The sequence below is a fragment of the Streptomyces sp. NPDC005551 genome, assembly GCF_042871785.1.
Classification (GTDB): Bacteria; Actinomycetota; Actinomycetes; order Streptomycetales; family Streptomycetaceae; genus Streptomyces.
In genome coordinates this window covers 99,971-125,377 of sequence record NZ_JBIAJE010000007.1, presented here as the reverse complement: position 1 = coordinate 125,377, position 25,407 = coordinate 99,971, and the positions used below count along the sequence as shown (strand labels likewise).

Below are 25,407 nucleotides of genomic sequence, written 5' to 3'. Positions count from 1 at the left end.
GCGACCCACGCTACGACGCCCGCGGCCGGCTCCCCGGTTGACACGGCGGCGGCAGCTCATCCGGCCCGTGGCCCGAACGCCGGCAAAGGACATGCCGGCCCGGAGCTGCTGCACTGGACGTATGGACCACGACCGGGCCGCCCCCGCAGACGGGTTCACGGTGCCCCCGCGGGAGCTGCTCACCTTCGGCCACAGCACCGCGGACCGGGCCTCGCTGGCGAAACTCCTCCGGGGAGCCGGCGTCACCGCCGTCGTCGACGTCAGGACCGCTCCGGGCAGCCGCCGGCACCCGGACGTGTCACGCCGGCGACTGGCCGAGTGGATGCCCGAGGAGCACCTGACCTACCGGTGGGAGCCGCGCCTGGGCGGCTTCCGCAAAACGCCGCCGCACTCACCCGACACGGTCTGGCGCAACGCGTCGTTCCGTGGCTACGCCGCCCATACCCGCAGCCCCGACTTCGTCGCGGCCATGGACGATCTCGTGCGCCGGGCGGCCGGGGAGCGCACCGCGGTGATGTGCGCCGAAGCGGTGTGGTGGCGGTGCCACCGGCGTCTGATCGCCGACTTCGCCGTCCTGGCCCGCGGCGTGCCCGTCCGCCATCTGATGCACGACGGCCGGCTCACCCCGCACAGTCCGACGCCGGGCGTGCGACTTCGCGAGGACGGCCTCCTGGTGTATGACGACGCAGGTCCGCCTCCCTGACGGGATCCACGGTGTCGGCGCCCCCAGGAGTCCGCGGCACCACCGGCGAGGACGCGATCCGCTCCCGCCGACGGCCGGGATTCGCGGCGCCCGGCCGGGCGCCGCAGAAGCCCCGGCGACGGGCCCGAACGCCCGAAATCACCCGATATGAGCCGAATGTTTTCCTCACCGTGGGTACTGACCAAGACACACAGACCGGGCGGCTTCAGCCCGACGTACGGACGAAGGGAACAGGTTAATGACCGCGCACACACCCTCCAGAGCCCCCACCCGCACGCGGGTACAACAGGCCGCGCTCCTCGTCGGCGCCGTCTTCCTGCTCGTGGGCATCCTCGGCTTCATCCCCGGTGTCACCACCCACTACGACACGATGGAGTTCGCCGCCCACCACTCCGGTGCCAAGCTCCTCGGCATCTTCCAGGTGTCCGTCCTGCACAACATCGTCCACCTGCTGTTCGGCGTCGCCGGCCTCGCCCTGGCCCGCACCCCCGGCACCGCCCGCACCTACCTCGTCGTCGGCGGCGCCATCTACCTGGTGCTGTGGCTGTACGGCCTGTTCATCGACCGTGCCAGTGACGCCAACTTCATCCCCGTCAACACGGCCGACAACTGGCTCCACTTCGTCCTCGGCATCGGCATGATCGCCCTCGGCTTCCTCCTCACCCGCGACACCGGCACCCGGCGAGCGACCCGGTAGCCCCGGGCAGCGGGGGCACCGCGGGCGCCCGAGCGTCGCGAGGCGGAGCCGGAGCCGGAGCGGGCGCCGGAGCCGGAGCCGGAGCCGGAGCGGGCGCTGGATCCGGAGCCCGGGCCGGCGACCCTAGCCCCGGCCGCGGATCATCGAGAGCAGCAGCCCGTGCGTCTCCGCGTCCGCAGCCACGACGAGCCCCCGGCCGGCCCGCCCGAGCGGGGCGCCGTCGACGCCGCTGATGACGCAGCCGGCGGCCCGGCACAGTGCGATGCCCGCCGCGAAGTGCACGCTTTCCGTGAGGTCACCGCCGTCGGTGACGTATGCGGCGCGCTTGCCGGCCGCCACCCATGCCAGGGCCAGCGTCGTGGAGACGACCCGCGGCCGGAACCCTTCGACGAAACCGGGGTGAGCGAGGAGGTCGACGGCTCGGAATCCGGGCGCGCCGGGAAAGGGCGGGTCCAGGTTCACGTCCACGAGCCGGGAGGCGGCCGTCGGCACCAGAGGCGTGTCGTCCCCGTCGCACCGGACCCGGGCGGTCGCACCGTCGGTGAAGAAGATCTCACCGCCGAACGGATCCGCCACCGCGGCCGGACCGTTGCGCAGCGCCACGTTGACGGCGACCAGCATGGAGCCGACCGCGTAGTTGAGCGTGCCGCACAGCGGGTCGACCAGCCACTGCCGTGCCGCGTCAGCCGTGCCCCGCCGTCCGCCCTCCTCGCCGTGCACGGCGTCGTCGGGCCGCGCGGCACGGAGAACGCCGAGGATCGCTTCCTCGGCCGCGACGTCGGCATCGGTGGCGAAGTCGCCGGCGCCCTTGTCGATGCGGGTGAGCCGCTTGCCGTACCTGGCGTGCACGGTCTCCGCGCCGGCCCGCGCCGCGGCTACCGCGACCTCGGTGTCGTCAAGGCTTGAGGTGATCACGGCGTGCAGCGTATCGGGCGTCGCATCCCCGTCGTACGCGTAGGTGTCCCACGGCGGTTCGGCCGCGGCCGGCCGAAAAAGCGGAACCGTGATGTGCGCGAGATGTTTGTCCGGCCGCGGACGGTGCAGACGGTGTGCTGACACAGTCTTTACACGATCAGACGGAGACACAGCATGGGCATCATCGCGTGGATCATCATCGGCCTGCTCGCCGGCGCCATCGCCAAGGCCCTGATGCCGGGCAAGGACCCGGGCGGCATCATCATCACCATGCTCATCGGCATCGCCGGCGCCCTGCTCGGCGGCTGGCTCGGCAAGGTCGTCTTCGGCGTCGACTCCATCGACGGGTTCTTCGAACTCTCCACCTGGATCGCCGCGATCCTCGGCTCCGTCATCCTGCTCGCCATCTACCGCCTCGTCACCGGCAAGCGCCACCGTCACGCGTAACACGCCAGGCGGCAACACCCCGACACACGCGGACGGCTCCCTCCCCTGCTCGCAGGGCGGGAGCCGTCCGCGTGTCGTGGGACGGACCGCCGGTCCCCGACACGTGAGCCACAGGCCGAGCCGGAGACACGCGCCAGATCGACGTGGGGCCGCCGCGTGAGTCCGCGTCGCTTCTTCATGTCACCGATCGAGTCAGCGAGCGTTCGGCCGGTCCGGAGATCCCGGGTCATGGACGAACCGAAGGATCTCCGGCAGGCGTCGGCCCGGTCACCGCGACAGGGGCGGCGGCGGGGTCATCACCCAGCGGATCGTCCCGACGATCGCACGGCCCGCCTGGCGCGCCACGACGCCTTCGACCAGCGGGATCCGCGGAAGCCGCAGCGGGCCGCGGGCCCACGGAGGGAGATCGGCCACCGCCGTAGCCGTCAGGACGGCGTAGGGCGGACGGGCCGCGAGGGGCAGCGGCGGGCGGAACAGGATGAAGCGGGCCGCCGACCGGGCCGCCTCCGTGGCACGCAGCTCGGGGCGGTAGGCGTCGAGAACCTCGGCGAGTTCCGCCCGGTTCCGGGGCGGGTCCACGACACCGAGCGCCTCGGCCACCCGCGCGGTGTCCGCGACGTACGCGTCGCAGGCGGCGGCGTCCAGCGGGTGCGCCCCGTAGCGCTGGTGGGCGTCGAGAAAACTGTCGGTCTCGGCGGCGTGCACCCAGCCGAGCAGATGCGGGTCGGCCGCGTGGTAGGGCTCGCCCCGGTCCGTCGTCCCGCGCACCCTGCGATGAATGGCGCGGACGTGGTCGACGGCCCGCTGCGCGTCCTCGGCGGTGCCGAAGGTGGTGACGGCGAGGAACGTACTGGTGCGCTGCAGGCGTCCCCACGGGTCGCCCTGGTATCCGGAGTGGGCGGCGACCGCGGCCATCGCCAGCGGGTGCATCGACTGCAGCAGCAGTGCGCGCACCCCTCCGACGAACATCGAGGCGTCCCCGTGGACGGTGCGGATCGGACGGTCCGGGCCGAACCACCGGGGTCCCGGGGTGTCGTGGATACGGGCCCGGTTCGCCGGACCTTCGGGGCCCGCGACCCGGCTGAACAGCTCGGCACCGAGCCGCTCACGCAAGCCGGAGACCGCGGATGCGTACGTGTCCATGGCACCAGTGTCCCGCAGGAACCGCCCGCGCCGGCAGTCGTGGGAGTAGGGCGTTGCATGTCCGCGGCACCGCGGACATCCGCCGGAGTACGACTCCCGATCGGGGGCACCAGAACGTGTGCCACCGACGGACTCCCCCCGGTCGCGTCGGTGGCTGTGCTCCCGCGCGGGGCCATGGGGCCGGGTCACCCCGGCGCCCGCGCGGTCGAGCGGAGGGGCACGGCCGCGTCCTGGGAGACTCAGGGCCGGCGCGGCGGCCCCTCCCCACCGCGGTCCCGCCCGGTCGGCGAGCGGTCCGGCGGCACGCCCGCCGGCCCGGTCGGAGGTCCGGCTCGGACCGTCGACGACAGTGAACGGACACAGGAGACGGCGAATGCGTGAAGCGACGGCGCTGGAACCCCAGCACGAGGACACGGTGGGCGGGGGCGACCCGGAGGCGCGCAAGCAGCGGCTGCGGCGAAGACTGGAGCGGCTGCTCGGCATCGCCGCCACCGAGGGCAACGAACTCGTCCCGCTGCGCAACGGCGACGAGATCTTTCCCGCCATGCTGCACGCGGTCCACGCCGCCGAGCACACCGTCGACATGATGACCTTCGTCTACTGGCGGGGGCAGATAGCGCGCGATTTCGCGGCGGCGCTGGCCGACCGGGCCCGCGCGGGTGTACGTGTCCGGCTGCTGCTCGACGGTTTCGGAGCGAAGAGGATCGAGGCGGACCTGCTGCGGACCATGAGTTCCGCGGGCGTGCAGATCGGCTGGTTCCGCAAGCCGCTGCTGCTCTCCCCCTTCAAACAGAACCACCGCTGCCACCGCAAGGCGCTGGTCATCGACGAGCACACGGCGTTCACCGGCGGCGTCGGCATCGCCGAGGAGTGGTGCGGCGACGCCCGGAATCCCTCCGAGTGGCGCGACACCCACGTGCAGGTACGCGGCCCGGCCGTCGACGGTATCGCCGCCGCCTTCGCCCAGAACTGGGCGGAGTGCCACGACGAGCTGTTCGACGAGCGCGACCGCTTCACCCGGCACGGTCAGCCGGGCGACTCGACCGTGCAGGTGGTGCGGGGCTCGGCCGGTTTCGGCTGGCAGGACATGCAGACCCTCATCCGGATCATGCTCACCTCCGCCCAGGAGCGCGTGCGCCTGTCCACCGCCTACTTCGCCCCGGACGCGTACTTCGCCGACCTGCTGGCCGCGACCGCGCGCCGCGGAGTGCGGGTCGAGATCCTGCTTCCGGGCCCCTACACCGACCAGCGCGCCTGTCGTCTCGCCGGTCAGCACCTGTACAGCCGCCTCCTGGACGCCGGCGTCCAGATCAGCCAGTACCAGCCGACCATGATCCACACGAAGATCATGACCGTGGACGGGGTCGCGGCCCTGATCGGTTCCACCAACTTCAACCGCCGCTCCATGGAGCACGACGAGGAGGTCATGCTCGCCGTGCTCGACGAGAAGTTCACCGCGGCGCTCGACCAGGACTTCGAGAAGGACCGGGAGCGGGCCGTGATCATCGACCCGGTCCGCTGGGAGCACCGCCCGTTGCTCCAGCGCCTCAAGGAGTGCGCCGTCCTGCCGATACGGCGCTTCCTGTAGCCGGGGCGGGCTGCGCGCCGGTGAGCCCGCGACGGGTGCTTCCGGCGGCGCGGCCGGTGTTCGGCGTCCGGGCGCATCGACGGTGCCGACGTGGCCGGGCGGTGGTGCGGCCGGGGTGGCGTCACTCGACGCCCGGGCCGGCTTCCTTCCTGAGGAAGTTGCTCACCTGACAGGCGAGGCTCTCCTCCACGGCGCCGGTCCGTATGCCGGTGCCGACCGGGTCCTCGGGCAGGCCCACGCCGCCCGACCAGAGGTAGCGGTCGGTCCACTCCTCGTCGACCTTCAGCTGGACCTGGATGTCCATCCGGGCCAGGTCGGTGTCCCTGCCTGCGGCGTACGCGACCGCCGTGGCCCGGCGCAGGGGGTAGACGTCGAAGCCCTCGATGAACTGTGAGTTCCGCCAGTCGAGGATCGCGCTCTCGCCGTCCGTGCCGAGCCGGACGTCGATCTGGCCGTCCTCCAGGTGGATGCCGAAGTGTTCGCTCGCGCGGTTCTCGACGGTGACCCGGAATCTGAAGTAGGTGAGTCCCTCAGCGGCGTCGTCGCGGCCGCGCGGGGGTTCCGCCTTCTCCAAGCCGTGGACGCGGACACGCAGGCCGGCGTGCTCGTCGCACTCCTGCCAGTCTCCGACCACATTCGGCTCGTACACAGTTCACCTCTCGACCTCCGAGAGGTGCTTTCTTATCCGTGCGCTCGACGACGTGTCAAATGCGTGGAACGTACCGTGGCCTGGGAATTCTCGCTGCTTGATCGTCGATCAAGCCGTGCGCAGCGGGAATCTTTCCCGGGGCGCGACGGCGACCACCGGGCGCGTGCTGCACATCACGCCCGGGAGTGTGAGAGCCGGCCGGCTCAGCCGTGGTGGCGCAGGGCGCGCATCTGCTCGTCCAGCGGGCCCAGCCCGACGTCACGGCGCCGCTCGTCGATGGTGTGCGGCTGCCGGATCGCGTACGGGCGCAGGGTCAGCGGATTGACCCTGGTTCCGTAGAACTGCGGTTCGCCGAGTTCGACGGCGCAGTGGTCCGCGATGTAGGCGTGCTGGGCCTCGGGGCAGCGCCCGTCGGCCGCCGCCTGGGCGATCAGGTCGCGGCACAGCAGCTGGAAGTCGAGGTCCGGTGTGTGCAGGAGGATCATGACGGCGGCCGTCGAGGCCGCCGCCCCGACCTGGTCGGCGGTGGGCCAGCCGTGCCGGGAGACGATCGTCCGGAGGGCGTCGGCGTTGGCCCGGCGGCATGCGACGAGGGCGCGGCGGTTCCCGGGGGCGAGGTCCGTCTGCGCCCGCCGCGTCAGCCGGGTGTCCTCCTCCGCCCTGCGGATCAGTTCCCCGGCCAGCAGGGTGGCGACCCCGGGAAGCATGCGGGTTCCCGCCGCTCCCCCGTCCAGGGGGGAGCCGTCGGCGGGACCGGTCCCCGGGTCCCGGGAGGGCGCCGCGTCACCGGCCGGGCACCCGTCCGCGGTGAGAGCGGTCCCGCCGTGGCGAACCCCGTCGCGCACCGGTCGCCCCGGCGCGTCCCCCGCAGAGTCGTTCGGGAGACGCATGGGCGCCGCGCCGGCCCGCTGACCGGGCAGGAACACCGGCACGCCGTCGGCGCGTCCGTCCGGCCGCGGCATCCGCCGGACGCCGTCGGCCTCTTCACCCGCCACCTGCTCCGAGCGCTTCACGGCGCCTCCTGGAGCGCCAGGGTGAACCACACCTGTTTGCCGGCCGTGCCGGGCGCGGGCGGGGCGACGCCCCAGTCGTCGGCCAGCGCTGCGACGATCGCCAGACCCCGGCCGGACTCCGCGCTCGCGTCCTGCGGGCGGGCCCGCGGGACGGCGGACGAGCTGTCGGCGACCGTCACGCACAGGTGCCGCCCGGAGGACTCGACCGTCACGGTGATCGTGTCGGCGGGGCCGGTGCTGCCGTGTCCGACGGCGTTGGCGAAGATCTCGTCTGCCGCGAGGACGGCGCTGTCGACGGTCTCGGCGGGGAGCGGCAGGGCGGTGAGGTGCGTGGTGATCACGCGCCGGACGCCCGCGGCCTGTGACGGGTGGGCGGGCACGACGGTGCGGAGCATGCGGTGCCCGGTCATCTGGTTCACGGCCTCACCGGGCCTGCGCCGGCCGAAGTGTGCGTGGACGTACGGCGCGTGGGCACCGGGTGCCGGTGAGGGCGACGGCCGGCGGCGGTGCGCTCCGGATGCCGTCATCGAGCCTCCTTCGCGTGCGGCGCGGCTGGGGGGACGGTCCGGCCGGGCGGCCTGCCGCGCAGCGGGTCGGCCGGACCGGTGGGAGGAGGCGGGGGCGAGGGGGCACGCCAGTCGCCCGGTCCGGCGGGGCAGCGGCTCGGCCGGGCGGGGCAGCGGCTCGGCCCCGCGGGGAGGAGACTCCGCCCGCCGAGGCAGTGGCTTGGCCCGTCGGGGCATCGGCTCCGCGCGCCGAGGCAATGGCGCGCCCCGTCGGGGAAGCAGCTCCGTCCGCCGAGGCGACGGCGTGGCCCGGCCTGGAGACGGCTCCGCCGGGCGAGGCGACGGCCTGGTCCGGCGAGGAAGCGTCTCCGCCCGCCGAGGCGACGGCTCGGCTGGGTGGGAGAACGGCTCTGCTCGGTACACGGCGGCGCGACGGCCGCAGTGCGTCGCATCGCTTGCCCGCGCCCAGGGGAATCGTTCCCGCGGGCACACCGGCTTCGCGGCGCGTACAGCCCGCCGGGGCAGAGCCGGGCTCGGGCGGACCGACGCCGTCGGCGGGCCGGTGGGGCACCCAATCGTACGACCCTGGCGCACCGGAAGATCGCTAGCGCCCCGGCGGGGACAGCCGGGGGCCCGGCACCCGCCGGCCCGGCACCGAACGGAACACCGGCCGGCCCGGCGGCCAAGGGCACCGCGGTCAACGGCCCCGCGTTCCCCGTCACGCCACCACCCCCGGGACGGGGTGGCACCGCCGCTCGCAGTCCCGCACGAGCCGCTCGCGCCGCCGCTCCGGACATCGGCGGAGGTCGCGCGGCGCACGGCACGGCCGCTCGCTGTGCCCGGTGCTCGATCGTCCATCCGTCACGGTGGCCACCCGGTCTCACGTCACGTCGTGTGCGGCTGCGCCCCGTACCTGGTCCTCCGTCAACGACGGTACGGACAGGCGCAGTTGCTCGTCGTCGCCCCTCTCCGGGCGACAGGTTCACCGATCACTATGGTGGCGGACGGACTCAGGTCGCAACCTGCGTTCTGATAATTTCAGAACGTTTCGCATCACCCTGTCTCTGTCGGCCGCCGCGTGCCACACTGCACGCTGTGACGGCCGTACCGGGAGGCAGGACGTGAGCGAGAACCGTTCCGGCGGCAGCGCGCCGACCGTCCTGCGGATCGTTCTCGGCAAGCGGCTTCGGCACCTGCGGGAACGGGCCGGAGTCTCGTTCGAGGACGCGGCGCGGGCCATCGAGGTCACCCCCCTGACGGTCCGCAGGATCGAGAAGGCCGAGGTCGGCCTCCGTATCCCGTACGTGAAGGAGTTGCTGCGCACCTACGGTGTCCCGGCGACCGAGGTGGACGACTTCCTCGCCATGGCCAGGGAAGCCAACCGGCCGGGCTGGTGGTACAAGTACCGCGACGTGCTGCCCGAGTGGTTCAGCGCCTACGTGAGCCTGGAGAGCGAAGCCAGCGTCATCCGCCTCTACGAACCGCACTACGTACCGGGCCTGTTGCAGACGCGCGAGTACGCCGCCGCCCTCCTGCACGTCGGCTTCCCCAACGAGTCGCCGGAGGAGATCGCCCGCCGGGTCGATCTGCGCGCCCGGCGCCAGGATCTGCTCGCCAAGCCGGACGCGCCCGCCGTCTGGGCCGTCCTGGAGGAGACGGTGCTGCGTCGGCCGGTCGGCGGGGCCGCGGTCATGCGGGCCCAGATCGACCGCATCGCCGAGGCCCTGGACATGCCGAAGGTCAGGATCCAGATCATGCGCTTCGGCGCGGGGGCACACCCCGGCGCCTTCGGCCCGTTCCACTACTTCCGCTTCGGCTTCTCGGAACTGCCCGACGTCGTCTACACCGAGAGCCTCGCGGGCGCCGTCTACGTCGACCAGCCCGCCGACGTCGTGACCTATCTCGAAGTGCTGGACCGGATGTCCGTGCAGGCGGAGCCGGTCGCTCGGACCAGGGACATCCTGGCTGAACTGCGTGAGGAGTTGTGACCATGGAATCCACGGGCCCCGTCCGCAGCGGCGTCACCGCCACCGAATTGGGAACCGAGGGCTGGCTGAAGCCCTGGAGCGGCACGAACGGCGGAAGCTGCGTCGAGGCCAAACTGCTGGCCGACGGCAGTGTGGCCCTCCGCCAGTCCACGGACCCGCAGGGGCCCGCGCTGGTCTACTCCCGGGCCGAGATGGTCTCGTTCCTGGCGGGCGTCAAGGCCGGCCAGGCCGACTTCCTGATCTCCTGACCCGCCGGCCGGAATTACGGAGCCGGCTCACGAACGTGCGGGCGCCGGCCGCCACCGCGCCCGCACCACCGGACAGCCCGCACGGCACTCCCGCCGTGCGGGCTGCCCCCGTGCGGGTCGTTCCCGTGCGGGTCGTCCCCCGCCGAGGAAAACCGGCCGTCACGGAGCGAGCCGTCCGCACGAGCCGCACCACCGCTCCATCTGAGCCGCACGTCAGAGGCACCCCCGGGCGCCGGACGCGCCGACCGTGCGACGTATTCGGCCACACCCTCCGCACCCGCCGCCCGGCTGCCCCCAACTCGCGCCGTCCAAACGGCAGTTGTCGATAGGTTGGTGACAGACCACGTGAGACGCACGGCAGGAGACTCCCATGGCAGACGGCCGGTCCCTCCCCGACCAGGAGGCGTTGTCCAAGATCGACACCACGGTCCCGCACTCGGCCCGCATCTGGAACTACTGGATGGGCGGGAAGGACAACTACGAGGTCGACCGGGCGGCGGGCGACGCCTACCGCGAGGTCGCCCCGAACATCGAGACCATGGCCCGCGCCTCCCGCGACTACCTGGTCCGCACCGTGACCTTCGTGGCCGGCGAGCTCGGCATCCGCCAGTTCCTGGACATCGGCACGGGCCTGCCCACGTACGACAACACGCACCAGGTCGCCCAGCGCGTGGTGCCGGAGTCCCGAGTCGTCTACGTCGACAACGACCCCCTGGTGCTCCGCCACGCCCAGGCGCTGCTGACCAGCACGCCCGAGGGCGTCACCGATTACATCGACGCGGATCTCCGCGAGCCCGAGAAGATCATCGAGGCGGCGGGCCGGATCCTGGACCTCGGCAAACCCGTGGCCCTCATGCTCATGGGCATCCTCGGCCACATCCAGGACTACGAGGAGGCCAGGTCGATCGTCCGTCGCCTCCAGGACGCCCTGCCGCCCGGCAGCTGCTTCGTGCACTACGACAGCACGGACACCGACGCCGCGCTCAAGGAGGCCCAGCAGGGCTACGACGACACCGGCGCCGTCCCCTACGTGCTGCGCAGCCCCGAGCAGGTCAGCGCGTTCTACGACGGCCTGGAGCTCGTCGAGCCCGGCGTGGTGTCCTGCCCGCTGTGGCGGCCCGCCCCGGGCACCTCGCCCGAGCCGACGGACGTCCACGGGGGTGTGGCCCGCAAACCGTGACCACCGGTGCCCGGAGGCCGGTGAACACAAGGATTCCGGCCCCCGGCGCGACGGAACGCGCGGAGTCCGCTCCAATGGAGGGTGACGGAAGACAACCGGTACGAGATGCGCCAATCCCGTCACAGGTCCGGGGCCCACTCCCCCGGAGCGGACTCTCCCGGGGCGGCGCGACGGAGGTCCGCGATGCCCACTGCTCTCCGGCTGCTGCACGCACTCTCCGCCGACCATCGTGAACGCCTCATGGGCGTGGCCCGCGAGGTCGCGTTCCCCGCGGACGGCAGGATCTTCGAGGCCGGGGGGATCGCGGACCGCTTCTGGGTGGTCCGGTCCGGCACGGTCTCCCTCTACCAGCAGGTCGTCGCGGACCGGCGGATCTCGGTCGCGGCGCTGGGACCGGGCGACCTGCTCGGCTGGTCCTGGCTGTTCCCACCGCACCGGTGGGACTTCGGCGCCGAGGCGTTCAGCCCCGTACGCGCCTACGAGTTCGAGGCGGACGCGGTGCTCGCGCTGTGCGCCGACGACCCGGCCCTGGAACTCTCGCTGACCCGCACGATCGGCGCCATCCTGGCCCACCGGCTGGAGACGACCCGGCAGGCCCTGATCGAGCACTACGCCCGCCACGGCGGCGTGGTGAGATGACGCCCGGGCCCACCGCGACAATCGTCCCGTGAACGACACCTCCCGGGCCCCGGGGTCCTTCGAAGTCCTCCCCGGCGCCACCGACTCCCCCGTGCTGCTGCACGTGCCCCACTCCGCGCGGGCGATACCGGCCGCGGTACGCGACGGCATCCTCCTCGACGACGCCGCGCTGGAACGGGAGCTGGACCACATCACCGACGCGCACACCGCCGAACTGGCCGCGCTCGTCGCACGATCCGCCCGGGTCACACCCTGGCGGCTCGTCAACCGGCTGTCCCGGCTGGTGGTCGATCCGGAGCGCTTCCCGGACGAGCGGGAGGAGATGCTGGCCGTCGGAATGGGCGCGGTCTACACGCGCACCACGGGACGCGCGCCGCTGCGCCCCGACGACATGGACCCGCAACCGCTGATCGACCGCTATTTCCACCCCTACGCACGGGCGATGACGGACGCGGTGGCCGACCGGCTGGCGGCCACCGGGCGCGCGGTGGTCATCGACGTCCACTCCTACCCGACGGCCCGGCTGCCCTACGAACTGCACGGCGACGGCCCGCGTCCGCCGGTCTGTCTCGGCACCGACTCCTTCCACACGCCCGCCGGGCTGCTGGCCGCCGCGCGGAAGGCCTGCGCGGGACTCGGCGGCACCGGAACCGACAGCCCCTTCTCCGGCACCTATGTGCCGCTGGAGTTCCACGGCAGGGAACCGCGTGTCAGCGCCCTCATGGTGGAGATCCGGCGGGACACCTACATGAGCGAGCCGGGCGGCCCCGCCGGTCCGGGGCTCGCCCGCCTCGCCGCGGCGCTGACGGACCTGGTCGACGCCGCGTCCCTCCCCTAACGGCTCCGCGGCCGCCCACCCTTCGGGCACCCGGTTGACGAAACCGGCGCGCGGATGCGGAGATGCTCCTGCGGCGAGACGTCGACCCTGAGGTGAGGGCAGCACATCGATGGCATTGCAGATCAGCGCCACCAACCCGGAGCATCCCGCGCTCCTGCTCGAACTGCCCTGGCAACTGCCGCTGGAGGAGTGGCCCGAGCATCTCCTGGTGCCGCTCCCGCGCGGTATCTCGCGGCACGTGGTGCGCTACGCGCGCGCCGGTACCGAGGTGGTGGCCGTCAAGGAACTCGCCGAGCGGCCCGCGCTGCGCGAGTACGAGCTGCTGCGCAGCCTCGACCGGCTCGGCATCCCCTCGGTGGATCCGCTCGCGGTGGTCACCGGCCGGGTCGGGACCGAGGGGCCGCTGGAGCCGGTGCTGATCACCCGCCACCTGGGCGGTTCGATGCCGTACCGGTCGATGTTCGAGACGACGATGCGTCCCGCCACGATGCACCGGCTGATGGACGCGCTCGCCGTGCTGCTGGTCCGGCTGCACCTGGCGGGGTTCGCCTGGGGCGACTGCTCGCTGTCCAACACGCTGTTCCGGCGCGACGCGGGCGCCTACGCCGCGTATCTGGTCGACGCGGAAACCGGGGAGCTGCACGCCACGCTCAGCGAGGGCCAGCGCGAGTACGACCTCGACCTGGCCCGGGTCAACATCAGCGGCGAGCTGCTGGACCTGGAGGCGGCGGGGGCGCTGCATCCCTCCGTGGACCCGATCGACTTCGGCAAGGAGATCTGCGCGCGCTACCAGGGCCTCTGGCAGGAACTGACCCGTACCTCCGTGTACCCGGCGGGCAAGCACCACTACATCGACCGCAGGATCCGGCGGCTGAACGACCTCGGTTTCGACGTCGCCGAGATGCAGATAGGCCACTCGCCGAACGGCGACACCGTCACCTTCGTCCCCAAGGTCGTCGACGCCGGTCACCATCAGCGGCAGTTGCTGCGGCTGACCGGTCTGGACGCCGAGGAGAACCAGGCGCGCCGGCTGCTCAACGACCTGGAGAGCTGGATGGCCACCCAGGAGGACTACGCGCCGGGCGATCCGCTCGCCGCCCGTCCCGAGGTCCTGGCCCACCGCTGGGTCCGCGAGGTGTTCCGCCCCACCGTGCGGGCCGTACCGCGGGAACTGCGGGGCACGATGGACGCGGCCGAGCTCTACCACGAGCTGCTGGAGCACCGCTGGTACCTGTCCGAGCACGCCCAGCACGACATCGGCCTGGACACGGCCGTGCAGGACTTCGTGGCGAAGGTGCTGCCCCGGGTGCGCGCGGAGCTGCCGCCCCCGGCCGAGGGGCCGGGGCGGCCCGCCTGACCCGCGCCGACCGGGCAGGCAGCGGCTCGGAAGCGAAGGTGACCGTTCATACATACGATTGAGCGAGTACAGCGACACGCTCGGGGTGGGAGACGTATGGCACAGGCGGCGGCTGGTTCCGCGAGGACCGTCATTCTGACCGTGGATGACGATCCCGGGGTGTCGCGGGCCGTGGCACGCGACCTGCGGCGCCGCTACGGCGAGGCCCACCGGATCGTGCGGGCGGAGTCCGGTGAGGCGGCCATGGAGGCGCTGCGCGAGCTGAAACTGCGCGGCGACCAGGTGGCGGTGATCCTGGCCGATTACCGGATGCCGCAGATGAACGGCATCGAGTTCCTGGAGCAGGCCCTCGACGTCTATCCCGGGGCGCGGCGGGTGCTGCTGACCGCGTACGCCGACACCAACGCGGCGATCGACGCGATCAACGTGATCGACCTGGACCACTATCTGCTCAAGCCGTGGGACCCGCCCGAGGAGAAGCTGTACCCGGTCCTGGACGAACTGCTGGAGGCATGGCGGGCCGCCGACCACCGGCCCGTACCGGTCTGCAAGGTGGTCGGGCACCGCTGGTCGGCACGCTCGTCGGGGGTCCGGGAGTTCCTGGCCCGCAACCAGGTGCCGTACCGCTGGTACTCGTCGGACACGGCGGAGGGACGGCGTCTGCTGTCCGCCGCCGGAGCGGACGCGGAGCGGCTACCGCTGGTGATCACACCGGACGGCACACCGCTGGTGGAGCCCGCGGACCCGGACCTCGCGGCGCACGTCGGGTTGGCCACGACACCGACGGCGGAGTTCTACGACCTGGTCGTCATCGGCGGCGGCCCGGCAGGCCTCGGCGCGGCGGTGTACGGGGCCTCGGAGGGGCTGCGGACCGTTCTGGTGGAGCGGTCGGCGACGGGCGGGCAGGCGGGACAGAGCTCGCGGATCGAGAACTACCTGGGCTTCCCGGACGGGGTGTCCGGGGCGCAGCTCACCGACCGCGCGCGCCGGCAGGCCGCCAAGTTCGGCGCCGAGATCCTCACCGCGCGGGAGGTGACGGGCCTGGAGGTCACCGGGGCGTCGCGGACCGTCCGGTTCTCGGACGGTTCGGCGATCGCCGCGCACAGCGTGATCCTGGCGACCGGTGTGTCGTACCGGCAGCTGGCTGCACCGGGGCTGGCCGCCCTGACCGGGTGCGGGGTGTTCTACGGCTCGGCGCTCACGGAGGCGGCGTCCTGCCAGGGCCACGACGTGTACATCGTCGGTGGCGCGAACTCGGCCGGGCAGGCCGCCATGCATCTGGCGCGGGGCGCGAAGTCGGTCACGATCCTGGTGCGTGGTTCGTCGCTGTCCGCGTCGATGTCGCACTATCTGATCCAGCAGATCGAGGAGGCGCCCAACATCGGCGTCCGCACAGGGACGGTCGTGGAGGCCGCGCACGGCTCGGACCATCTGGAGCAGCTGACCCTGCGGGACGTGGCGAGCGGGCAGACCGAACTCGTCGACGCGCAGTGGATGTTCGTGTTCATCGGCGCGGCGCCGCTGACCGACTGGCTGGACGGGACCGTGCTGCGGGACCCGCGCGGGTTCATCGTGGCCGGTCCGGACCTGACCGCGGACGGGCAGCCGCCGGCGGGCTGGGAGCTGGACCGGCCGCCGTACCACCTGGAGACCAACGTGCCCGGCGTGTTCGTGGCCGGTGACGCGCGGGCCGAGTCCGCGAAGCGGGTCGCGTCCGCGGTCGGAGAGGGAGCCATGGCCGTCATGCTCGTCCACCGTTATCTGGAGCAGTCGTGAGCGGGCACCCGGTGCCGTGCAGCGTCGCCGAGCTGAGCACGCTGTTCCTCTTCGAGAAGCTCGACGGCGACCAGCTCGACCGGCTGTGCCGGGAGGGCCGCGTGGAGCGGTTCGAGCCGGGCCCGGTCTACACCGAGGGTGAGCCGGCCACGTGCTTCTTCGTGCTTCTGGAGGGCACGGTGGTGCTGTCGCGCCGGGTCGGCGGCGACGACGTGGAGATCAGTCGCAGCTCCCTGCGGGGTGTGTACTCGGGCGCCATGCAGGCCTACCTGGGCGACCGGGTGCGCCCGGTCTACAACAGCTCGATGCGGGTCACCGAGCCCTCACGGTTCTTCGTGCTGCCCGCCGAGACGTTCGCCGCGATCATGCAGGACTGGTTCCCGATGGCGGTGCATCTGCTGGAGGGGCTGTTCTTCGGTTCGAGGAACACCCAGCAGGTGATCGGGCAGCGGGAGCGGCTGCTGGCGCTCGGCTCGCTGTCGGCGGGCCTGACCCACGAGCTGAACAACCCGGCCGCCGCGGCGGTGCGGGCCACCTCGTCGCTGCGGGAGCGGGTGGCCAAGATGCGGCACAAGCTCGGCATCATCGCCACGGGCCCCTTCTCGCGCGAAGCCCTGGCCGGCCTCATCGAACTCCAGGAGCGGACCGCGGAGCGGGTCGCCAAGGCGCCCGCGCTGAGCCCGCTGGAGGCGTCCGACCGGGAGGACGCCCTCGGCGACTGGTTCGACGACCACGGCATCACCGAGGGGTGGCGGCTCGCACCCACCTTCGTGCAGGCCGGCCTGGACGTCGACTGGCTCGACCAGGTCGCGGCGGCCGTCGACGCGGAGATCCTTCCCGGGGCCGTGGGCTGGCTCAACTACACCGTGGAGACCGAGCTCCTCATGAACGAGATCGAGGACTCCACCGCCCGCATCTCGCATCTCGTCGACGCGGCCAAGCAGTACTCCCAGCTCGACCGGGCCCCGTACCAGGTCTGCGACGTGCACGAACTGCTCGACAGCACTCTGCTGATGCTGTCCGGGAAGATCGGTTCCCGCATCACCGTGGTCAAGGACTACGACCGCACCCTCCCGAGGATCCCGGCCTACCCCGGCGAGCTCAACCAGGTCTGGACGAACCTCGTCGACAACGCGGTCTCGGCCATGAACGACACGGACGGCGACGGCACGCTGACCGTGCGGACGGCGCTCGAGCGGGACCGGCTCCTGGTGGAGTTCCGGGACACGGGCCCCGGGGTGCCCGTGGAGATCCGCGACCGCATCTTCGATCCGTTCTTCACCACGAAACCGGTGGGTGAGGGCACCGGCCTCGGCCTGGACATCTCCTGGCGCATCGTCGTCAACAAGCACCACGGTCATCTGGAGGTGCGGTCCGTGCCGGGCGACACCCGTTTCCAGGTCCGCCTCCCCCTGACCGCCGCGGAACCCGACACCCCCGAGGAGCCAGCATGACCCTGCCCGCCGGAATCGATCCCAGCGTCCCACCGAGCGGCACCGGATGCGGTGACTGCGACGCGGACGGCGGATGGTGGTTCCATCTGCGGCGCTGCGCGCAGTGCGGTCACATCGGCTGCTGCGACGACTCGCCCTCGAAGCACGCCTCCGCCCACGCGCGGGAGACCGGGCACCCCTTCATCCGCAGCTTCGAACCGGGCGAGAACTGGTTCTGGAACTTCGACAGCTCCGAGCTGTACGAGTCGGGCCCGGACCTGGTTCCGCCGCTGTGTCACCCCGCCGAGCAGCCGGTGCCGGGACCCGCGGGACGCGTCCCGGCGAACTGGGCGGACACCCTGCGCTGACGTGCGCGGGAGCCGGCCCCGCGCGGCCCGCTGCACGGTCCCGGCGGGCACGGGCACGGGCCCGGGCCCGTGCCCGTCCCGTGCCGCTCCGCTCAGCCTGTCGTGGGACCCCCGTCTCCCTCGCCCGCCAGTACCTCGCGCAGGGCCTGGGCGAACTGCTCGGGCTGCTCCATGAAGCCGCCGTGCCCGCCGGGGAATTCGGCCGGCGGCGTGCCGAGCAGTCCGGCCAGCGCGGTGGACGTGTGGTGGGTGAGCAGCGGTCCCGACGTGGCGCCGATTGCGACCACGACACGCCCCGGCCCGGACGTCAGCGCCGGGATGTCCGGCACGTACCGGGTGGTGCCGCGCAGTTCGTGGGCGAAGAAATGGGCGCTGTCGGCGAGATCCTGCGCCGAGGGCTCGTGGGACTCCGGCGACTCCGGGGCATCGGAGGACCTGGGGGACTCCGGGGCATCGGAGGACCCCGGGGACTCCTGGGCGTCAGAGGCCTCCGAGGGCGGGCCCGTGACGGCGCCGGGGGCTGTGGACACGGCCATGAACTTCGCCCACGCCGCTCCGACACCCTCCTTGTGGAAGGTCTCGATGATGTCCTCCGTCGCGGCGTGCCGCTCCGCCGCGTCGGGGAGCAGGCTCAGGAGGGGCGGCTCGTGCGCGACGAGCGTGCGCACCCGGCCGGGGTGCCGGGCGGCCAGGGCGAGCCCGGTCACCGCGCCGCCGCTGCTGCCGAACACGTCGGCGGACTCCGCTCCGAGGGCGTCGAGGAGGGCGGCGACGTCATCCGCCCGGAGTTCGGGGGTGGAGTCCTGCCCGGGGTCGTCGAGGCGGCTTCCCCCGATGCCGCGCGGGTCGTGGGTGACGACCGTGTGGTCGCCGGCCAGCGCGTCGGCCAGCGGCGCGAAGGCCGCGGCGGACATCGGCGCCCCCATCACCAGCAGCAGCGGGCCCGTTCCGCGGACCTCGTAGTGCAGGCGCACACCGGGGGCGGTGAGGGTGTGTGTGGTGGTCATGGGGTGTTCCTTCCGGCCGCGGGCGCCCCCGCGGTCGCGGTGACACAGGGAAGACTCCGGCAGGCGCGAGAACTCATCGCCGGCGCGGAGTCCGGTCGTCTCCGGGGCGGCCCGACCGGGGCGGGACCGTCGCGGTCCCGCCCCGGTCGGGCCACCGTCGCTCGCGCGGGTCTCAGCGCCCCTTCTTGAGCACGGCGCAGACGAAGTCCTCCTCGATGGCCCGCAACCGCTTCAGTTGCTCGGGGGCCAGGGTCTTGTTGATCTGGGTCGTGACGGAGAAGGTCAGCGAGCGGCGGCCGTCCGGTGTGGCGGCGGCGAGCTGCGTGTAGCCGGGGAAGTTGCCGGTGTGTCCCAGCACGGCACCGCACCGGGTCGCGTAGCGGAAGATTCCGAGTCCCGCGGTGTTGCGGCCCGGGCCCGCCGGTTCGGAGGCACCCTTCACCCACCGGCGCTGTTCGCGTACGACCTTCCCTCCGTACAGTTCGCCTCCCGCGTAGCCGCGGATGAAGCGGCTCAGGTCGGCGGGCGTGGAGACGATGCCGCCCGAGGCCCACACGCCGGAGGCGCTGAGGACCTCGCTGATGTCCTCCGGCTCTCCGGGCCCGCTCACGTCGTATCCGTGCAGGTAGGGCTCCGGCAGCCGGTAACCCTGCGGCAGGGTGGTGTCGCGCAGGCCGAGCGGCCGGTACACGAGTTCCGCCAGCAGGCGCTCGTAGGTCGTACCCGTGACCGCTTCGGCCATCAGGGCCACGGCGATGTTGTCGGAGTTGGAGTACCGGTACCGCGAGCCGGGCTTGAAGTTCAGCGGTTGGTCCACCACGTGGTCGAGCAGCCGGCGGGAGTCGAAGTGGCGCCGGGGGTCGGCGGTCACCGCGTCGCGGAACGAGGGGGCCTCCGTGTAGTCCGGCAGGCCGCTGGTGTGGTTCAGCAGCTGACGGAGCGTCACTGATCCCCAGGCGCGCGGCAGTCGGGGCAGGCGCTCGCGCAACGTGTCGTCCAGGGCTAGGTCGCCGCTGTTGACCAGGGTCAGTGCGACCGCCCCGCTGAACGCCTTGGCCACGCTGGCGATGCGCATGTGGTCGTGCGGCCGGGGCTCCCGGCCGGTCCGGACGTCGGCGACCCCGGCCCGCAGGACACGGCTCTTCCCGCCGTCGCGCAGCACGGCGATGACTCCTGGCGGCCCGCCCTCGCTCCGCACGAACGCGTCGATCTCGCTCTGCAGCGTGCGGTCGTCGGGTGCCGCGGGGAGCGCGCCGGCCTCCGCACTCGCGGTGGCGGGGGCCAGCGCAGCCAGGCACGCGGCGACGAGGGCGGCCTTCCGCAGAACCGGTGACACGACGACACCGCGGGAGGGCATGGGGCGCAGAGGCATCTGGGCTCCTGAGATGAGGGGACTGTCCCTCCAGCCTCATCGGCGTCCGCGGCCTCCCGCCCCTCGTGCTGCTGCATACGGCTCAGCACAGGGCCTCGAAGCGGTACGCGGCCGGTGCCGGGGCGGCGTACCGCCGAGCGGGATCCGCGGTTCCCGGGCGCGGGGGTGCGCGGCCCCTGCTGCCCGGGCGGCCGTTCCTCAGAGCACGGTCGTGCCGTACATCTCTCCGAGCGGGTCGGCCAGCAGCTCGACCCGGGCGCCGTCGGGGTCCCGGAAGTAGAGCGATGTGCCGCTCTCCTCCTGGTGGTCGACGCCGGCGGCGACCAGGCGCTCGCGCAGCCGCCGCCACGTGGTGGGGTCGACCGAGATGGCGAGGTGGTGCAGTCCGCCGAGCACTTCCGCGTACGGCCCGAGGTCGAGTCCGGGGAAGTCGAAGAAGGCCAGCAGGTTGCCGTTGCCCAGGTCGAAGAAGAAGTGCGTGGAGCCCTTGTAGTCGCGGTTCTCGATCATCTCCGTGAGCGGGAACCCCAGGATCTCCTGGTAGAAGCGGACGGTGCGCTCCACGTCCGAGGAGAGGAGCGCCACGTGGTGCACGCCCCGGGCGGAGCTCGCCGGACGGTCCACCGTCACCAGGTACGTCTCCCGGATCCGTGCGCGTTCCGCCTCGACCGCGGCCAGGTCCACAGGCTCCATGAGGGGGCTCCTCCGTCGTCCGTTACATATGGTTTGCAATTCAACCAAATTCTTCGACCCACTCTAGACCTCCGCCGTCCGGTCGGGGAGCATTTGTGCGGCGTGCCGCGAGGCGCGTCCGCGATCGTCTCGGAGTCGTACGAGCGAAGCGGGGGACGCTGAAAGTATGATCAACGAATGTCTGACATGACCGAGACCTCGCCCGGCTGGCTGACTTCCGACGAACTGGACCAGGCCCGCGCGCGCATGCCGATCCTGTACGTCGAAGCCGTACCCGTGCGCGTCGACGACAGCGGCGAAGTCACCAGCATCGGCCTGCTGCTGCGCATCGGCCCCGACGGGACGGTCAGCCGTACCCTCGTCTCCGGCCGGGTGCTGCACCACGAGCGGGTCAGGGACGCGCTCCTGCGCCACCTGGAGAAGGACCTGGGCCCGATGGCACTGCCCAGGGTTCCGGCGTCGCTGCAGCCCTTCACCGTCGCCGAGTACTTCCCGACGCACGGGATCACGCCGTACCACGACCCCCGGCAGCACGCGGTGTCGCTGGCCTACATCGTCCCGGTGACCGGTGACTGCCGTCCGCGGCAGGACGCGCTCGACCTGGTCTGGTTCAGCCCCCAGGAGGCGTCGTCGCCGATGGTCCTCAACGAGATGCCGGGCGGGCACGGAGTCCTGCTCAGGCAGGCCCTGGCGCACGTCGGCTGCCTCTCCTGACCCCTTCGCGGACGATGGCGGGACAACGGCACAACCCCCTTGCCGGGATGCGCCGTTACCGCGTGCGGCCGCGCCCTGATCAAGGGGGCACAATGGCGGCGACGGTCAGGGGCCGCCGTGGCGGCCGCATGCACCCCGAACGCCCGCGGGTGCGCAGGAAGGGAACGACATGAGCGAGACGCAGCGCCCGACAGGTGCCTCCGGAAGACTGAACACCTCGGTGGCGCACAACGCCCGGGTGTGGAACTTCTGGATCGGCGGCAAGGACCACTACGAGGTCGACCAGCGGGTCGGCGAGCAGGTCGCCTCGATGTTCCCGGTGATCCGCGAAGTGGCGCGTGCGGACCGCGAGTTCCTCGGCCGCGCCGTGGAGTTCCTCACCGCGGACCTCGGGATGCGGCAGTTCCTCGACATCGGCACCGGGCTGCCGACCCTGGACAACACCCACGACATCGCCCAGCGGATCGCGCCCGAGTCACGGATCGTGTACGTCGACAACGACCCCATCGTCCTCGTCCACGCCCGCTCCCTGCTGACCAGCACCCCCGAGGGCGTCACGGACTACATCGACGCCGACGTCCACGACCCGGACGCCATCGTCCGCGGCGCCGCGGCGACCCTGGACCTCGGCCGGCCCGTCGCCGTCATGATGCTGGGCATCCTCAACTTCGTCCTGGACACCGACACGGCTCGGGACATCGTGCGCCGGATCATGGCGGCCGTCCCGTCCGGCAGTTGTCTCGCCCTGACCCACCCGACCACCGACGCCGACCTCGGCGGTGAGGGCAACGTCGAGGCGATGAAGTTCTGGAACGAGAACGCCACCCCGCCGATCACCGCCCGCAGCCGCGAGGAGATCGCCTCCTTCGTCGACGGACTGGACCTCGTCACCCCGGGTCTCGTGTCGTGTTCGCAGTGGCGCGCCGGCTCCGGCACGGCCCCGGCACTGCCGCAGTTCGGCGCGGTCGCCGTCAAGCCCTGACCCGGGAAAGGTACTTGGCGCCCTGCGGGTGGATTCCCGTAGCGGCGAAGGGGCGTCCGGCCTCGGTGGGAGGCCGGACGTATGCTCACCGTGGGCGGTGCTTCCGCGTTCGGCTCACGTCCTCACGTCCGGCGGCGGCCGGTAAGCGCCCGCCCGTACCGGCCGCCGCACGGCGCGACGCCGGGCCCGTCGGCGAGCAGCGGTGGGCGGGCGGCGCGGACGCGGGTCAGCGAGCGGCAGGCGCGGCGCCGGGAGCCGGCGTCGCCTTGTCCCGGGACGGTGCGCGCAGCGAGCCGAGCGGGCCGCCGTGCAGGGGTGCCGTGTGCCAGCGCGCCGTGAACGTACGCGTGGCGAGCGCGCAGGTGACGCTCAGCCGGTGCGGCGTCTCCAGGAACAGCACGTCCACGCCCAGGGTGTCCGGGTCGCGCCATCCCCCGCTCACCGCGGTGGGGACCGGTCCCGTACCGAGGGCCCATCCCGCGTCGCCGAGCCGCAGGACGAGACCCGGGCCGCCCTCGTCGAGGCGGAGGGTCCAGCCGTCCGCGTCCCCGTCGACCACGACGCTCGTCAGTCTCCTGGGCCGGGCGGTTCCGTCCTCGTCCGGCGCCGGTGTGAAGCGTGCCCCGGACCAGGATTCCGCCCGCCCCGGCGGCTCGGCCCGTCCCGGGACCGGCGGCAGGGCCAGCCCGGCGAGCCGCTCACGGAGGCGCTCGTCGTCCCCGCCGGGAAGCGGCGAGGGACCGAACGCGGGCAGCAGGTGCCGCCAGACCAGGTTGAGCAGGTCCTGCATCCGCTCGGTCGCCGCGGTCGTCGCGACGACCGCGTCGTACTCGGGCAGGACAAGGCAGAACTGGCCGTACGCGCCGTCGCCGCGGTAGCCGTGCCGGGCCATCCAGAACTGGAACCCGTAGCCCTGCTGCCAGTCCGACTCCGCGCCTTCCGCGGTTCCGTCCGAGGTGGAGATGTGGGCGCGGGTCGCCTCGGCGACCCACGCCGCCGGGAGCAGCCGTCGCCCCTCCCAGACCCCGTCCTGGAGATACAGCTGGCCCAGGCGGGCGATCGCGTCGGTCGTGGCGTGCAGTCCGCTGAAGCCGAGGTCGCGGCCGGGCGGCCGCTGGAGCCAGGCCACCTCGCCGATGCCGAGGGGGTCGAACAGACGGGGGCGCAGATAGTCCGTCAGCGTCTGGCCGGTCACGCGCTGGACGATCGCGGCGAGGGTGTAGGTGGCCGGCTGGTTGTACGCGAAGACGGTGCCGGGGTCACGGTCCGGCGGGGTGAGCAGAAAGCCGCGTACGGGCTCCGCGCGATCGCGCCGGAAGGCCTCGTCATGGGTCTCGGCGAGGTGTCCGCTGGCCATGGACGCGACATGCCGGACCAGCATGGCGCGACTGCGCGGGTCGGTGATGTCGGCCTCGAATTCGGGGAAGTACGAGATCACCGGGTCGTCGAGGTCCAACAGCCCTTCGGCGGCGGCGAGTCCGGCGGCCGTGGCCGTGAAGCTCTTGCTCAGGGAGTAGAGGAGGTGGGGGCGTTCGGGAGCGTAGGGCGCCCACCAGCCGGAGGCCACGAGACGACCGTGGCGCAGGATCATCAGGCTGTGCGGCTCGATGTCGGGCGCGGCGTCGAGGGCGTCGAGGAACGCGTGGATGCCGGAAGCGTCGACGCCCTGGGCGGCGGGACTGCTGACGGACAGCGGGCGGGCGCTCATGCGGGCGGCCTCCGGAGGCGGCTCAGGGGCGATGGGAAGCGGTGGCGGACCTGGTCGGCGGGACAGCGGCTGCGTGCACGCGCCATCTTTCCGCCACGCGTCCCCGGTGTCCACGGGCCGCCGCAAGCCCCTCCCCTCCTGCTTCCGCTTCCGCTTCCGCTTCTGCTTGCGGGCGCGGTCGTGCAGTGGCGCCTCGAGGACGGGAACCGGGAATCCGCAGGCCGGGCGGGGGCACGGATCCGTACGGGGGACGGTCCCTGTTTCCGGATCACCGGATCGGGGACCCGTCTTCCATGGTGCAAATCGGATACACGATGATGACGGAGCAAGCCGGCCCCGGTGACCTCGTCGACCACGTGGTGCGGGCCGAGCAGGTCGGGTTCGACTTCTCGGTGACCTCGGACCACTACTTCCCGTGGCTGGAGTCGCAGGGCCATGCGCCGTACGCCTGGAGCGTGCTCGGTGCCGCCGCCCAGGCCACCTCGCGGATCCCCCTCATGACGTACGTGACGTGTCCGACCTTCCGCTACCACCCCGCCGTGGTGGCGCAGAAGGCGGCGACGATGCAGCTGCTGTCCGAGGGCCGGTTCCGGCTGGGGCTCGGTTCGGGCGAGAACCTCAACGAGCACGTGGTGGGCGGCGGCTGGCCGTCGGTCGACGTGCGGCACGAGATGTTCGAGGAGGCGCTCGGCATCATCCGCGACCTGTTCGAGGGCGGCCATGTCACCCGTCGCGGGACGCACTTCGACGTCGAGTCGGCCAAGCTCTGGGACCTCCCGGACCAGGCGCCGCCGATCGGGGTCGCCGTCTCCGGGGAGCGTTCGTGCCGGCTGGCGGGCCGGTTCGCCGACCTCGTCATCGCCACGGAACCCAAGGCGGAGCTGCTCGACGGTTTCGACCGGCACGGCGGAGCGGGCAAGCCGCGGGTGGGACAGCTCCCGGTCTGCTACGACCCCGACCGGGACGCGGCCGTGCGGCGGGCGCACGACCAGTTCCGCTGGTTCGCCGGCGGCTGGAAGGTCAACTCCGAGCTGCCGCACCCCAAGTCGTTCGCCGGGGCGACCCAGTTCGTGACGCCCGACGACGTCGCCGAGTCGATTCCGTGCGGGAACGACCCGGAGGCCTTCGTCGAGGCCGTACGCCCCTACGCGGAGGCCGGCTTCACCGAGGTCGCGCTCGTGCAGATCGGCGGCGAGTCCCAGCACGCCTATCTGGACTGGTCGGAGAAGACACTGCTGCCGGCGCTGCGTGACGCCTTCGCCTGACCGCGGGCAGGCCACCCATGCGTACGGGACCCGGCGTGGCCGTCGGCGCGAGCACGACCGCGCCGACGGCCGCCCGCCCCGCAACTGACCCGCGGCGCGGGCCGGCTGCGGCGCCTGCTGCGCTCCCCGGCCGCGGGCACCGCCTCCGCCGAGTCCTGCATCGGTATCGCTCCTTGGC

General features: G+C 72.5%; 26 protein-coding genes. 16 read left to right on the top strand and 10 right to left on the bottom strand.

Annotated features, from left to right (window positions below; genetic code table 11):
- The first annotated feature begins 121 nt into the window (after window positions 1-121).
- Window positions 122-703 (top strand): DUF488 domain-containing protein, encoded by a 582-nt coding sequence (locus ACFYP4_RS21160; protein ID WP_358855925.1) that lies wholly within the window; start codon window positions 122-124, stop codon window positions 701-703.
- Between the two features lie 238 nt (window positions 704-941).
- The gene (locus tag ACFYP4_RS21155; protein WP_358855924.1) at window positions 942-1,400 is read left to right on the top strand and encodes a DUF4383 domain-containing protein; all 459 of its coding nucleotides are present in this window, start codon (window positions 942-944) and stop codon (window positions 1,398-1,400) included.
- A 123-nt stretch (window positions 1,401-1,523) separates the two neighbouring features.
- On the opposite strand, the gene ACFYP4_RS21150 is transcribed toward ACFYP4_RS21155, so the two are convergent.
- The gene (locus ACFYP4_RS21150; protein ID WP_358855923.1) at window positions 1,524-2,315 is read right to left on the bottom strand and encodes an inositol monophosphatase family protein; all 792 of its coding nucleotides are present in this window, start codon (window positions 2,313-2,315) and stop codon (window positions 1,524-1,526) included.
- Between the two features lie 174 nt (window positions 2,316-2,489).
- On the opposite strand from ACFYP4_RS21150, the gene ACFYP4_RS21145 reads away from it, so the two are divergent.
- Window positions 2,490-2,762, top strand: coding sequence for a GlsB/YeaQ/YmgE family stress response membrane protein (locus ACFYP4_RS21145; protein WP_358850621.1), 273 nt, complete (start codon window positions 2,490-2,492; stop codon window positions 2,760-2,762).
- Here ACFYP4_RS21145 and ACFYP4_RS21140 read toward each other — a convergent pair.
- Together ACFYP4_RS21140 and ACFYP4_RS21135 are read right to left on the bottom strand one after the other, a co-directional pair.
- On the bottom strand, window positions 2,753-2,941 hold the full coding sequence (locus tag ACFYP4_RS21140; protein ID WP_388787046.1) for a putative leader peptide: 189 nt from the start codon (window positions 2,939-2,941) through the stop codon (window positions 2,753-2,755). The genes ACFYP4_RS21145 and ACFYP4_RS21140 overlap by 10 nt on opposite strands.
- Window positions 2,942-3,029: 88 nt before the next feature.
- The gene (locus tag ACFYP4_RS21135; protein ID WP_358855697.1) at window positions 3,030-3,905 is read right to left on the bottom strand and encodes an oxygenase MpaB family protein; all 876 of its coding nucleotides are present in this window, start codon (window positions 3,903-3,905) and stop codon (window positions 3,030-3,032) included.
- 373 nt (window positions 3,906-4,278) lie between these two features.
- Between ACFYP4_RS21135 and ACFYP4_RS21130 the strand changes: the two genes are divergently transcribed.
- Window positions 4,279-5,493: a phosphatidylserine/phosphatidylglycerophosphate/cardiolipin synthase family protein gene (locus ACFYP4_RS21130; protein ID WP_388787043.1), complete on the top strand. Its 1,215-nt coding sequence runs from the start codon at window positions 4,279-4,281 to the stop codon at window positions 5,491-5,493.
- Window positions 5,494-5,614: 121 nt separating this feature from the next.
- On the opposite strand, the gene ACFYP4_RS21125 is transcribed toward ACFYP4_RS21130, so the two are convergent.
- From ACFYP4_RS21125 to ACFYP4_RS21115, 3 genes are all read right to left on the bottom strand, one after another.
- Complete coding sequence (locus ACFYP4_RS21125) at window positions 5,615-6,142, bottom strand: hypothetical protein (RefSeq protein WP_388787040.1); 528 nt, start codon at window positions 6,140-6,142, stop codon at window positions 5,615-5,617.
- Between the two features lie 203 nt (window positions 6,143-6,345).
- Window positions 6,346-7,155, bottom strand: coding sequence for a DUF6624 domain-containing protein (locus ACFYP4_RS21120; protein ID WP_358855694.1), 810 nt, complete (start codon window positions 7,153-7,155; stop codon window positions 6,346-6,348).
- Complete coding sequence (locus ACFYP4_RS21115) at window positions 7,152-7,682, bottom strand: ATP-binding protein (RefSeq protein ID WP_358855693.1); 531 nt, start codon at window positions 7,680-7,682, stop codon at window positions 7,152-7,154. The genes ACFYP4_RS21120 and ACFYP4_RS21115 overlap by 4 nt, the downstream gene beginning before the upstream one ends.
- 1,100 nt (window positions 7,683-8,782) lie before the next feature.
- On the opposite strand from ACFYP4_RS21115, the gene ACFYP4_RS21110 reads away from it, so the two are divergent.
- The 9 genes from ACFYP4_RS21110 (at window position 8,783) to ACFYP4_RS21070 (ending at window position 17,488) form a co-directional block, all read left to right on the top strand.
- Window positions 8,783-9,649 (top strand): helix-turn-helix transcriptional regulator, encoded by an 867-nt coding sequence (locus tag ACFYP4_RS21110; RefSeq protein ID WP_358855692.1) that lies wholly within the window; start codon window positions 8,783-8,785, stop codon window positions 9,647-9,649.
- Between the two features lie 2 nt (window positions 9,650-9,651).
- Complete coding sequence (locus ACFYP4_RS21105) at window positions 9,652-9,897, top strand: DUF397 domain-containing protein (RefSeq protein WP_358855691.1); 246 nt, start codon at window positions 9,652-9,654, stop codon at window positions 9,895-9,897.
- Window positions 9,898-10,267: 370 nt separating this feature from the next.
- On the top strand, window positions 10,268-11,077 hold the full coding sequence (locus tag ACFYP4_RS21100) for an SAM-dependent methyltransferase (RefSeq protein WP_388787037.1): 810 nt from the start codon (window positions 10,268-10,270) through the stop codon (window positions 11,075-11,077).
- Between the two features lie 183 nt (window positions 11,078-11,260).
- Complete coding sequence (locus tag ACFYP4_RS21095) at window positions 11,261-11,716, top strand: cyclic nucleotide-binding domain-containing protein (protein ID WP_358855689.1); 456 nt, start codon at window positions 11,261-11,263, stop codon at window positions 11,714-11,716.
- A 28-nt stretch (window positions 11,717-11,744) separates the two neighbouring features.
- Window positions 11,745-12,554 (top strand): N-formylglutamate amidohydrolase, encoded by an 810-nt coding sequence (locus ACFYP4_RS21090; protein ID WP_388787034.1) that lies wholly within the window; start codon window positions 11,745-11,747, stop codon window positions 12,552-12,554.
- 109 nt (window positions 12,555-12,663) lie between these two features.
- A complete protein-coding gene (locus ACFYP4_RS21085) occupies window positions 12,664-13,911 on the top strand; it encodes a DUF4032 domain-containing protein (RefSeq protein ID WP_358855687.1) in 1,248 nt (415 codons plus the stop codon).
- 96 nt (window positions 13,912-14,007) lie between these two features.
- Window positions 14,008-15,687 carry an FAD-dependent oxidoreductase gene (locus ACFYP4_RS21080; RefSeq protein WP_358855686.1) on the top strand — a complete coding sequence of 560 codons (1,680 nt, stop codon included), beginning with the start codon at window positions 14,008-14,010 and terminating at the stop codon, window positions 15,685-15,687.
- Entirely contained in the window at window positions 15,684-17,141 is a 1,458-nt protein-coding gene (locus ACFYP4_RS21075) for an ATP-binding protein (RefSeq protein ID WP_388787030.1), read from the top strand. The genes ACFYP4_RS21080 and ACFYP4_RS21075 overlap by 4 nt, the downstream gene beginning before the upstream one ends.
- Window positions 17,138-17,488 (top strand): UBP-type zinc finger domain-containing protein, encoded by a 351-nt coding sequence (locus ACFYP4_RS21070; RefSeq protein WP_388787027.1) that lies wholly within the window; start codon window positions 17,138-17,140, stop codon window positions 17,486-17,488. The genes ACFYP4_RS21075 and ACFYP4_RS21070 overlap by 4 nt, the downstream gene beginning before the upstream one ends.
- A gap of 92 nt (window positions 17,489-17,580) precedes the next feature.
- On the opposite strand, the gene ACFYP4_RS21065 is transcribed toward ACFYP4_RS21070, so the two are convergent.
- The 3 genes from ACFYP4_RS21065 to ACFYP4_RS21055 all read right to left on the bottom strand — a co-directional run bounded on the left by ACFYP4_RS21065 (window position 17,581) and on the right by ACFYP4_RS21055 (window position 20,560).
- Window positions 17,581-18,495, bottom strand: coding sequence for an alpha/beta fold hydrolase (locus tag ACFYP4_RS21065; RefSeq protein ID WP_388787024.1), 915 nt, complete (start codon window positions 18,493-18,495; stop codon window positions 17,581-17,583).
- A gap of 172 nt (window positions 18,496-18,667) precedes the next feature.
- A complete protein-coding gene (locus ACFYP4_RS21060) occupies window positions 18,668-19,867 on the bottom strand; it encodes a serine hydrolase domain-containing protein (protein WP_388787021.1) in 1,200 nt (399 codons plus the stop codon).
- A gap of 198 nt (window positions 19,868-20,065) precedes the next feature.
- The gene (locus ACFYP4_RS21055; protein ID WP_358853145.1) at window positions 20,066-20,560 is read right to left on the bottom strand and encodes a VOC family protein; all 495 of its coding nucleotides are present in this window, start codon (window positions 20,558-20,560) and stop codon (window positions 20,066-20,068) included.
- A gap of 177 nt (window positions 20,561-20,737) precedes the next feature.
- On the opposite strand from ACFYP4_RS21055, the gene ACFYP4_RS21050 reads away from it, so the two are divergent.
- Together ACFYP4_RS21050 and ACFYP4_RS21045 are read left to right on the top strand one after the other, a co-directional pair.
- Complete coding sequence (locus ACFYP4_RS21050; RefSeq protein ID WP_358853146.1) at window positions 20,738-21,274, top strand: NUDIX hydrolase family protein; 537 nt, start codon at window positions 20,738-20,740, stop codon at window positions 21,272-21,274.
- A gap of 169 nt (window positions 21,275-21,443) precedes the next feature.
- On the top strand, window positions 21,444-22,256 hold the full coding sequence (locus tag ACFYP4_RS21045) for an SAM-dependent methyltransferase (protein ID WP_388787017.1): 813 nt from the start codon (window positions 21,444-21,446) through the stop codon (window positions 22,254-22,256).
- Window positions 22,257-22,482: 226 nt separating this feature from the next.
- Here ACFYP4_RS21045 and ACFYP4_RS21040 read toward each other — a convergent pair whose 3' ends face one another.
- Window positions 22,483-23,964, bottom strand: a complete 1,482-nt coding sequence (locus tag ACFYP4_RS21040) for a serine hydrolase domain-containing protein (RefSeq protein ID WP_388787014.1) — start codon at window positions 23,962-23,964, stop codon at window positions 22,483-22,485.
- 293 nt (window positions 23,965-24,257) lie between these two features.
- Between ACFYP4_RS21040 and ACFYP4_RS21035 the strand changes: the two genes are divergently transcribed.
- Window positions 24,258-25,229: an LLM class F420-dependent oxidoreductase gene (locus ACFYP4_RS21035; protein WP_388787011.1), complete on the top strand. Its 972-nt coding sequence runs from the start codon at window positions 24,258-24,260 to the stop codon at window positions 25,227-25,229.
- Window positions 25,230-25,407 lie beyond the last annotated feature (178 nt).

Excerpts from the sequence above, each read along its gene's own strand:
- ACFYP4_RS21160 (WP_358855925.1), top strand. The coding sequence starts at position 122 with ATGGACCACGACCGGGCCGCCCCCGCAGACGGGTTCACGGTGCCCCCG.
- ACFYP4_RS21155 (WP_358855924.1), top strand. The coding sequence starts at position 942 with ATGACCGCGCACACACCCTCCAGAGCCCCCACCCGCACGCGGGTACAA.
- ACFYP4_RS21145 (WP_358850621.1), top strand. The coding sequence starts at position 2,490 with ATGGGCATCATCGCGTGGATCATCATCGGCCTGCTCGCCGGCGCCATC.
- ACFYP4_RS21140 (WP_388787046.1), bottom strand. The coding sequence starts at position 2,941 with ATGAAGAAGCGACGCGGACTCACGCGGCGGCCCCACGTCGATCTGGCG.
- ACFYP4_RS21135 (WP_358855697.1), bottom strand. The coding sequence starts at position 3,905 with ATGGACACGTACGCATCCGCGGTCTCCGGCTTGCGTGAGCGGCTCGGT.
- ACFYP4_RS21130 (WP_388787043.1), top strand. The coding sequence starts at position 4,279 with ATGCGTGAAGCGACGGCGCTGGAACCCCAGCACGAGGACACGGTGGGC.
- ACFYP4_RS21115 (WP_358855693.1), bottom strand. The coding sequence starts at position 7,682 with ATGACGGCATCCGGAGCGCACCGCCGCCGGCCGTCGCCCTCACCGGCA.
- ACFYP4_RS21105 (WP_358855691.1), top strand. The coding sequence starts at position 9,652 with ATGGAATCCACGGGCCCCGTCCGCAGCGGCGTCACCGCCACCGAATTG.
- ACFYP4_RS21100 (WP_388787037.1), top strand. The coding sequence starts at position 10,268 with ATGGCAGACGGCCGGTCCCTCCCCGACCAGGAGGCGTTGTCCAAGATC.
- ACFYP4_RS21095 (WP_358855689.1), top strand. The coding sequence starts at position 11,261 with ATGCCCACTGCTCTCCGGCTGCTGCACGCACTCTCCGCCGACCATCGT.
- ACFYP4_RS21085 (WP_358855687.1), top strand. The coding sequence starts at position 12,664 with ATGGCATTGCAGATCAGCGCCACCAACCCGGAGCATCCCGCGCTCCTG.
- ACFYP4_RS21080 (WP_358855686.1), top strand. The coding sequence starts at position 14,008 with ATGGCACAGGCGGCGGCTGGTTCCGCGAGGACCGTCATTCTGACCGTG.
- ACFYP4_RS21070 (WP_388787027.1), top strand. The coding sequence starts at position 17,138 with ATGACCCTGCCCGCCGGAATCGATCCCAGCGTCCCACCGAGCGGCACC.
- ACFYP4_RS21065 (WP_388787024.1), bottom strand. The coding sequence starts at position 18,495 with ATGACCACCACACACACCCTCACCGCCCCCGGTGTGCGCCTGCACTAC.
- ACFYP4_RS21060 (WP_388787021.1), bottom strand. The coding sequence starts at position 19,867 with ATGCCTCTGCGCCCCATGCCCTCCCGCGGTGTCGTCGTGTCACCGGTT.
- ACFYP4_RS21055 (WP_358853145.1), bottom strand. The coding sequence starts at position 20,560 with ATGGAGCCTGTGGACCTGGCCGCGGTCGAGGCGGAACGCGCACGGATC.
- ACFYP4_RS21050 (WP_358853146.1), top strand. The coding sequence starts at position 20,738 with ATGTCTGACATGACCGAGACCTCGCCCGGCTGGCTGACTTCCGACGAA.
- ACFYP4_RS21045 (WP_388787017.1), top strand. The coding sequence starts at position 21,444 with ATGAGCGAGACGCAGCGCCCGACAGGTGCCTCCGGAAGACTGAACACC.
- ACFYP4_RS21040 (WP_388787014.1), bottom strand. The coding sequence starts at position 23,964 with ATGAGCGCCCGCCCGCTGTCCGTCAGCAGTCCCGCCGCCCAGGGCGTC.
- ACFYP4_RS21035 (WP_388787011.1), top strand. The coding sequence starts at position 24,258 with ATGGTGCAAATCGGATACACGATGATGACGGAGCAAGCCGGCCCCGGT.